The sequence below is a fragment of the Streptomyces longispororuber genome, from assembly GCF_024448165.1.
GTDB classification, from domain to species: Bacteria; Actinomycetota; Actinomycetes; order Streptomycetales; family Streptomycetaceae; genus Streptomyces; species Streptomyces longispororuber_A.
The window spans coordinates 1-7,723 of sequence record NZ_JAMOLN010000328.1 but is presented as its reverse complement, the minus strand read 5'-3'; the positions used below and the strand labels follow the sequence as shown (position 1 = coordinate 7,723).

Here is a 7,723-nt window from a genome sequence, read left to right as displayed (position 1 = left end):
GCAGCACATGTGAAGCGGTCGCAATCTCTTGGCTCGGAGGGGTTGTGGCCGCTTCTTCCGGCCTGCTAGAAATCTTAGCGCTAAATCATTTAGCGCTAAGTCATATCCATCGGGGTCGGCAGGGCCGCAGGAGGGCCGAATGAGTACCAGCGTCACGCCCGACGCCGCGCGGCAGGGCATCGCGGCGCGCCTCGAACGGTTGCCGATGTCCCGCTGGCAGGTCAGGGTGCGCCTCGCCATCGGCGTGGTCACCTTCTTCGAAGCCCTCGACCAGCTGCTGATCGCCTGTCGGCACCTCACCCCCGATGGCGAAGCCGCGTGCAGTCTGCTGATGGCCGGCTGCACCTCACTGCTGCCGTTCCTGGCCCTCCGGTTCGTGCCGGACGGCCCGACGGCGCTGAGCGTCCTCCTGCTCGGCACCGGCGCGGGCCCTTGCCCGGCGCCCGGGCGGCAGGGCGCCTCCACCGCGGTCGTCGTCGGGGACCGGACGTATCTGGTGGACGCCGGTTACGGCGCGCTGCGCAAGTACGCGCAGGCCGGGCTGCGCCTCAGTGACCTGCGCGCGGTCTTCCTCACCCACCTGCACTCCGACCACACCGCCGACCCGTTCAACCTGTTCCTGCTCGGCTGGGGTCCGGCCGACCACGGCGTGAACAAGCCGGTCCACATCGCGGGCCCCGGCCCCGACCGCATCCTGCCTGACCATCCGCAACCCGGCACCGAGGGCCTGCTCACCCACCTCCTCGCCGCCTTCGGCCAGGATGCCGCCGTGCGCCTGCGCACCAGCGCGCGCACTCCGCTCGCGGACCTCGTCCGGCCCACGACCTGGTGTCCCCGCCGGCCGGCCAGGACGTGCTCGTGTACGAGGACGACCGGGTGCGGGTCACCGCCCGCGAGGTCCCGCACCCGCCTCTGCACCAGAGTTTCGGCTACCGCTTCGAGACAGAGGAGGGCATCGTCGCCTTCTCCGGCGACACCGCGTACAGCCACAGCGTTGGCGAACTCGCCGCAGGCGCAGACCTGCTGGTCCACGAAACCATGGAGCCCGACTTCTCCCGAGGCCTCGGCTACTCCGACCGCCTCCTCGACTTCCAGACCGCCTCCCACACCGCGCCCGGTGACGTCGGCAGGCTCGCCACCGCGGCCGGAGCACGCCACGTCGCCCTCAGCCACACCGGCCCGCCGGACCCGCGCGAGGTCGGTGACGACGACTGGACCCGCAAGGTGGCCGCGACCTACACCGGCCCGGTCGTCGTCGGGCACGACCTGACTCGCCTCGTCCCCGTTCGTTGAACCGCCCTTCCCTTCCTCGAGTTACACGGAGAACCGCACCATGCACGCGAACAACCAGCACGCCCCGACTCACCCGCGCCAAGGCGGCCCGACGGACGGCGGGAGGCTCACCGTCGGCATCGTGGGCGGCGGGGTCGGCGGCCTTGCGGCCGCGATCGCCCTGCGCAGGGCGGGTCTGGAACCGGTCGTCTTCGAGCAGGCGGCACGCTTCGGCCGCGTCGGCGCCGACATCAACCTCACGCCCAACGCGGTCAAGGCCCTCGACGGCCTAGGGGTCGGCGCGACACTGCGGCGGACGGCGGCCCGCCCCACCCACCGTCTCAGCCGGAGCTGGGACACCGGGGAGGAGACCTCCCGCATCGAGATGGGCGACGAGGCCCAGACCCGTTACGGAGCTCCGCAACTCACCATGCACCGCGCGGACTTGCTCGCCGCCCTGGAAGACGCGCTGCCGCCCGGCACGGTCCGCTTCGGCAGCCGGCTGATACGCACCGTCGAGCACACCGATGGTGTCACCGCGACGTTCGAGGACGGCTCCGAGACGGACGTCGACATCCTGGTCGGCGCCGACGGCATCCACTCCGTCGTACGCACCGACCTGTTCGGCCCGGAAACGCCCCGGTTCACCGGTCTCGTCGCCTACCGTGCCGTGGTCTCCGCCGGGCGCCTCGAAGTCCCCGGCATGGACACCTTCACCAAGTGGTGGGGACCCGACCCGGCCACCCAGCTGGTCACCTTCCCCCTCAACCGGGGCCGGGACCTGTTCGTCTTCGCGACCACGGCCCAGGAGAGCTGGCAGCACGAGTCCTGGACCACCCCGGGCGACGCCGCCGAACTCCGCTCCCACTACGGGGACTTCCACCCCGAGGCGCGCGCCGTCCTCGACGCCTGCGACGAGGTCCTCAAGTCCGCCCTGTACGTCCGTGACCCCCTGCCCTTGTGGTCGTCGGCCCGCCGCACCCTGCTCGGCGACGCCTGCCACCCGATGACACCCTTCATGGCCCAGGGCGCCGCCATGGCCATCGAGGATGCCGTCGTCCTCGCCCGTGCCCTGGCCACCGCCGACCCCCGCTGCCCGGAACCGGCCCTGAAGTCGTACGAGACCACCCGCCAGGACCGCACCGCCCGTGTCCAACTCGGCTCCCGAGGTAACGACTGGCTGCACACCTCGGGCAACGGGGACTGGGTGTACGCGTATGACGCCTGGACGGTGGCCTTGGGCTGAGAACGGTGATCCGCGCGGGGGACCTCGCCTGGTCGGCGGCGCCGCCGACCAGGTGCGCGCGGGGAGTGATTCCCCGGGATGGTCCGGAGGGGCCCCGGGCCGCCTGTGGGTCCGTCGGGCCGAATCGCCGGCGTTCGCGAGGAGGATGCTCGCGGTGGCACGGCTCGCGGACACCGGCGGTCTGTCGGCCGCCGACAGGCCACAGCTGCAGATGGACCTCGCGGACGCGGGACGTGACTGCCGAGCCGCTACGGAGCGCATGATGGACCTGCACGGCGCCAGCGGGTTCACCAACTCGAACGTGCTCCAGTGGTACTGGCGGGACATCGCTGTGGCCGGCCGTCACCCGCACCTCGCGGTCGAGTCCTACGGCACGACACTGGTCGAGCGCCTTGACCACTCCTGTGCCTCACCCGGGTGCCGAAGGCCAGTGCGTGCGGAGTGGCCTCTGCAGGCCGCGACGCCGGGCGAGACGTCGATGCCGGCGGCAAGAAGATCCGCGGTGAACGCGACAGTCGTGTACTGACTGCCCGCATCCGAATGACGAACCAGGTCTGGAACAGCCGGAGTTGCGGCGCTGCCCCGGCGTCGGATGTGGTGCGGATCCTCTTGCCTCGTCGGCGCCCTGGAGACCGAGATCGCGCATCATCCGAGCGACGGTGCGGCGGGCCGCCGAAGTTGACCTGGGTCAACCCGAGCGCTGTGGCACGACGTCCTCCTCACCGGCACCGGCCCGCGGACACCTCCTTGGCGACCTCACGCACCTGAGGTCAGCAGCGCGGCCTCAGTCCGTCGACGACGATGGTGAGCATGCGGTCGAGTTGGGCGCGCTGCTCTGGTGCGCCGGCCACGGCGAGCACGCTGGCGAGGATGCTGCCGACGTCGACCGGATCGATGTCGTCGCGCAGTTCTCCTGCCTCGGCGCCGGCCTCGAGCACCATGCTCAGGACTTGCTGGACCTCGTCGCAGACCGGTCCGGTTCCGAAGCGTCCGGATGCGCTCATGGCGACCAGGGCTTCGCAGATGCCGCGCCGTTCGCCCGCCCACTCGGCGAAGCGGTGCATCCAGGCGTGAAGGGCCTCTGCGGGCTGTTCGGCGTCGAGGAGGGCTCGTGCGTCATCGCGCAGCGGACGGATCTGGTCGCGGTAGACCTCTTCGACGAGGTCCTCTCGGGTGGGGAAGTGCCGGTAGAGCGTGCCGCTTCCCACGCCCGCACGTTTGGCGATCCCGTCCAGCGAGATCGCCTGTCCGGAGGCGAAGGCTTCGGCCGCGGTGGCGATCAGGTGCTCGCGGTTGCGGCGGGCGTCGGCGCGCAGGGCGCTTCGTGGAGCTGTCATGGCCTTCCGATCAGGAGCGTCGGGTGAGGGGCGGGAAGCAAATCGGGGACGTCTCCGTTTAGTGTACTGTCAGGGAACCGGGGACCTCCCCGTTTACTGATGGTGTTCGACTCGGCCCACTCGACGAAAGGCCCGCCATGCCCGCAGCACTCATCACCGGCGGTACGACCGGAATCGGCAGGGCGACCGCCGAGCTCCTGCACGCCCGTGGCTACCAGGTCGCTGTCACTGGGCAGGACCCCGACTCCCTGGCACGGGCACGGCGCGAGCTTCCTGACGACGTACTCGTCGTCCAGTCCGACGCAGGCATCCTGGCCGACACCGACGCTCTCGTGGCAACGGTGGCCGAAGGCTTCGGGTCTCTCGATCTGCTCTTCCTCAACGCGGGGATCTTCCGCCCCGCACCGGTCGCCGGCATCGGAGCCCGTCGTGACGCGGATCCTGCGCGGAGCCAGTTCGAGTGCGAGCGAGGGCAGCATCGCCAGTAGGGCGCCGCGCGTGGCTGCCCCCAGCAACGCCGTGAGTCCCGGGGCGACCGAGACCTCGCTGTTCGACAAGCTGGAAATTCCCCAGAGCGGCCGGGGCGCCATACGTACGAAGATCCCGTTCGAGCGCTTCGGATCCGGCCAGGAAATCGCGGAAGTCGTCGCCTTCCTCGCCTCGGACGCCGCCGGATACGTCACCGGTCAGGACATCGCCGTGGCCGGCGACTACGGGCTCGGCGCCTGAAATACGGACAGGTGCCGGCCACCAGCCCGCACCTCTCGAACACCACGCACCACAACCAACAGGAGAACACGATGCCGCTCACTCTCGACACCTACCGACTGCTGGGCCGTTCCGGCCTGCGGGTCTCACCGCTGGCGCTGGGCACGGCAACCTTCGGCACCGAGTGGGGCTGGGGCGCCGAACGCGAGGGCGCGCGCAAGCTGTTCGAGCGCTACACCGAGCTCGGCGGCAACTTCTTCGACACTGCCAGCACCTACACCAACGGCAGTTCCGAGCGTCTGCTGGGCGAGTTCGCCCGCGGCGAGCGCGAGCGCCTGGTGCTCGCGACGAAGTACTCGACGCTGCGTCAGCCCGGTGACCCCAATTCCGGTGGCACGCAGCGCAAGAGCATGCTCGCATCGGTGGAAGGCAGCCTGCGGCAGCTCGACACGGACTACATCGATCTGCTCTATCTGAACGTCTGGGACTTCAGGACTCCGGTGGAGGAGATCCTGCGCGGCCTGGACGACCTGGTGAGGCAGGGCAAGGTTCTCTATGTGGCGATCTCCAGCGCCCCGGCTTGGCAGGTGTCGCGCATGCAGGCGATCGCCGACCTGCGTGGCTGGTCGCCGCTGGTCGCGCTGGAGACCGAGTACAGCCTGATCGAACGTACCGCAGAGCGCGACCTCATCCCCATGGCGCGCGAGATGGGCCTGGGCGTGGTGCCCTTCTCCCCGCTGGGCGGCGGGCTGCTCACCGGCAAGTACAGCCGGGACGACCTGAACCCGGCGGGCGCCGTCGCCGGCGAGACCGCCAGCAGCCGCAAGAGCCTCAACGCAGCCCTGGGCATGGTCACCGAACGCACCCTCGCCATCGCGGACGTGGTGAAGGAGGTGGCCGCGGAGCTGGGGCGCACACCCGCCCAGGTCGCACTGGCCTGGACCTTGCACGCCCCGGGCGTGACGGCACCCGTCATCGGCGCCCGCACCATCGAACAACTCGAGGACAACCTGGGCGCCCTGCAGGTCGACCTCACTCCTTCCCAGCTGGCCCGCCTCGACGAGGTCAGCGCCATCGACCTCGGCAACCCGCACGCCCTGCTCGCCAGCGACCACATCCGCACGGTCACCTCGGGCGACATGAAGGTCGAAACCCGGCGCTGACGCCGTGCACGAACGTCGATGTCCATACACACAGCCACGCATTCGGCGATGGAACGGAGCAACCTCGGCATGAGTGAGTACAGCGACAAGAATGTCGTGATCACGGGCGGCAGCAGCGGAATGGGACTCGCGGTGGCGGAGCTCCTGGTACAAGGCGGAGCCCGCGTGGTGATCACCGGCCGGTCTCAGACCAAGCTCGACGCGGCGCGCGAGCGGATCGGCAAGAATGCCGTGGCCGTCCGGGCCGATGTGGCCTCACTGTCCGACCTGGACATGCTCGCCGACCGTGTGAAGAGCGAACTCGGCACGATCGAGGCTCTCTTCGTCAACGCCGGCGTCTCACCCCTCACACCTCTGGAGTCGACGACCGAGGAGGCCTATGACGAACTGTTCGCGATCAACGTCAAGGGCGCCTTCTTCTCGGTGCAGAAGCTGGCCCCGCTGCTGAGTGCGAACGCCGGCGTCGTCCTCACCACCTCGATCGCCAACGCCATCGGCGTGCTGGACACCAGCGTCTACGCAGCCGGCAAGGCGGCGCTGCGCTCGATGGCCCGCACCCTCTCCCGCGAGCTGCTTCCGCGAGGAATCCGTGTCAACGCGATCTCCCCGGGTCCCATCGACTCGGGGATCCTGGAAACGATGAACCTGTCCGAGGAGGCAGTCGAGCAGTTCAGAGCGGAGCGGACCGCGAGCAACCCCATGAAGCGCTACGGAACCGTCGAGGAGTTCGCCAAGGCAGCCGCATTCCTTGCCTTCGACGCCACGTACACCACCGGAATCGAGCTGGCTGTGGACGGCGGTGAGACCCAGCTCTGAACCAGGCCTGCGGTCCCGCCACGGGCGCGCCTGATGCGAGTTGGGCACCGTCGAGCTCAGGGGATGAGTCCTCCGTTCACGGCGCGGTGGAAGAGCCGTCGGTGCCATTCGTCTGCTTCTGGCCCAGGGTCGGTGGCCAGAACGGGGTTCGGGCCGGTTTCGATCAGGTGCAGGAGCGTCCAGGCGACGCCGTAGCAGTCGTCCGGGCCGAGGCGGAGGTCTTGACGTTCTGGCGTCGATCACGCAGACCGCCGGGTGGGGGCGATTCCGGCGGTCTGCGATCTCGCGAAGTAGCCGTGGAGGGTGTTCCGGTTCGGGACGTCGTGTGGCGGATGGCGGCACAGTGTCGGTCCACCGCCCAGGGTCCAGCCGTCGCTCGCGCCCTCTTGTGCGGACTCGGGTCAGACGGTCTCGATGCGCCACCTGCTGTCGGCGGTGCCGTCGTCGGACGTCTGGATCGCGAAGGCCCCGACGGCGCTGGAGTCGCCTGCGACGGCGAGCAGTTTGCCGCTGTGGACGTTACGGATCTTGTGGGTGCTGTCGCCTTGGTCGAGCAGTGTCCACAGATGGTCCGCCGTGCCGTTGCCGGCCCATTGCAGAACGCTGGCGTCGTCCGCGGTGGACATGTCCCGCACGCCGAGGACCGTGCCGCTGTTGGCGTTGCGAATACGGACTGGCTCCCCGTCGTCGATCAGTTCCCAGTCGTGGTCGGCGGTTCCGCTGTCGGTCCATTGGAGGGCGCGGCCTCCGTCGGCGGTGGACATGTCCTGGATGCCCAGTTCCAGTAGACGGTGTAATAGAAGCCGTGTGCTTCGTGGAACGGGCCCAGGTCCACCGCGGAGCCGTTCGCCGTCGCGGTGACTCCCTACGGAACCGGCTGAGTTGACTGAACACGGAGGGCGCTCCCATGAGAGGTGCCCTCCGTGTATTCATGGGGTCGGTAGACGTCGAAGCCGCAGACAACAGCACTCGACCCTTCTTGTGGTCAAGTCCTCAGCCCCGGGGCGGTAGAGCTCGGCGATGACCGTGGCCCGTGTCGCCCGCCGCGGCATTGACGGCCAACGGCTCGGGCGCCGCGGCCGGACGTCGAACGCACCACGGCCTGGCGCGTCGGCTGCCGCCGACTCCACTGCCGATTGGAGGCGGTGGGTCCCCTCACGGTGCCGGAGCCGACTCGGGTT

General features: G+C 69.5%; 7 protein-coding genes and 4 pseudogenes. 9 read left to right on the top strand and 2 right to left on the bottom strand.

Going from position 1 to position 7,723, the window contains the following annotated elements; translation table 11 throughout:
• Window positions 1-139: 139 nt before the first annotated feature.
• From M4J07_RS48735 to M4J07_RS48380, 5 genes and pseudogenes are all read left to right on the top strand, one after another.
• Window positions 140-286, top strand: a pseudogene (locus M4J07_RS48735) (MFS transporter); the annotation flags it as partial.
• A 45-nt stretch (window positions 287-331) separates the two neighbouring features.
• Window positions 332-544: pseudogene (locus tag M4J07_RS48730) on the top strand (hypothetical protein); the annotation flags it as partial.
• A gap of 284 nt (window positions 545-828) precedes the next feature.
• Window positions 829-1,293, top strand: coding sequence for an MBL fold metallo-hydrolase (locus tag M4J07_RS45500; protein ID WP_255982821.1), 465 nt, complete (start codon window positions 829-831; stop codon window positions 1,291-1,293).
• Window positions 1,294-1,333: 40 nt separating this feature from the next.
• Window positions 1,334-2,518, top strand: a complete 1,185-nt coding sequence (locus tag M4J07_RS45495) for an FAD-dependent monooxygenase (RefSeq protein WP_255982819.1) — start codon at window positions 1,334-1,336, stop codon at window positions 2,516-2,518.
• Window positions 2,490-2,858 (top strand): annotated as a pseudogene (locus tag M4J07_RS48380) (hypothetical protein); the annotation flags it as partial. The gene M4J07_RS45495 and the pseudogene M4J07_RS48380, both read left to right, overlap by 29 nt.
• Before the next feature lie 430 nt (window positions 2,859-3,288).
• Here the strand turns inward: M4J07_RS48380 and M4J07_RS45485 are convergent.
• Window positions 3,289-3,855, bottom strand: coding sequence for a TetR/AcrR family transcriptional regulator (locus tag M4J07_RS45485; RefSeq protein ID WP_255982817.1), 567 nt, complete (start codon window positions 3,853-3,855; stop codon window positions 3,289-3,291).
• A gap of 137 nt (window positions 3,856-3,992) precedes the next feature.
• Between M4J07_RS45485 and M4J07_RS45480 the strand changes: the two genes are divergently transcribed.
• From M4J07_RS45480 to M4J07_RS45465, 4 genes are all read left to right on the top strand, one after another.
• On the top strand, window positions 3,993-4,343 hold the full coding sequence (locus M4J07_RS45480; RefSeq protein WP_255982815.1) for an SDR family NAD(P)-dependent oxidoreductase: 351 nt from the start codon (window positions 3,993-3,995) through the stop codon (window positions 4,341-4,343).
• A 10-nt stretch (window positions 4,344-4,353) separates the two neighbouring features.
• Window positions 4,354-4,584, top strand: coding sequence for an SDR family oxidoreductase (locus M4J07_RS45475; protein WP_255982813.1), 231 nt, complete (start codon window positions 4,354-4,356; stop codon window positions 4,582-4,584).
• A gap of 71 nt (window positions 4,585-4,655) precedes the next feature.
• On the top strand, window positions 4,656-5,726 hold the full coding sequence (locus M4J07_RS45470; protein ID WP_255982811.1) for an aldo/keto reductase: 1,071 nt from the start codon (window positions 4,656-4,658) through the stop codon (window positions 5,724-5,726).
• A gap of 69 nt (window positions 5,727-5,795) precedes the next feature.
• Window positions 5,796-6,542 (top strand): SDR family oxidoreductase, encoded by a 747-nt coding sequence (locus tag M4J07_RS45465; protein WP_255982809.1) that lies wholly within the window; start codon window positions 5,796-5,798, stop codon window positions 6,540-6,542.
• 401 nt (window positions 6,543-6,943) lie between these two features.
• On the opposite strand, the pseudogene M4J07_RS45460 reads toward M4J07_RS45465, so the two are convergent.
• A pseudogene (locus M4J07_RS45460) lies at window positions 6,944-7,401 on the bottom strand (RICIN domain-containing protein); the annotation flags it as partial.
• Window positions 7,402-7,723 lie beyond the last annotated feature (322 nt).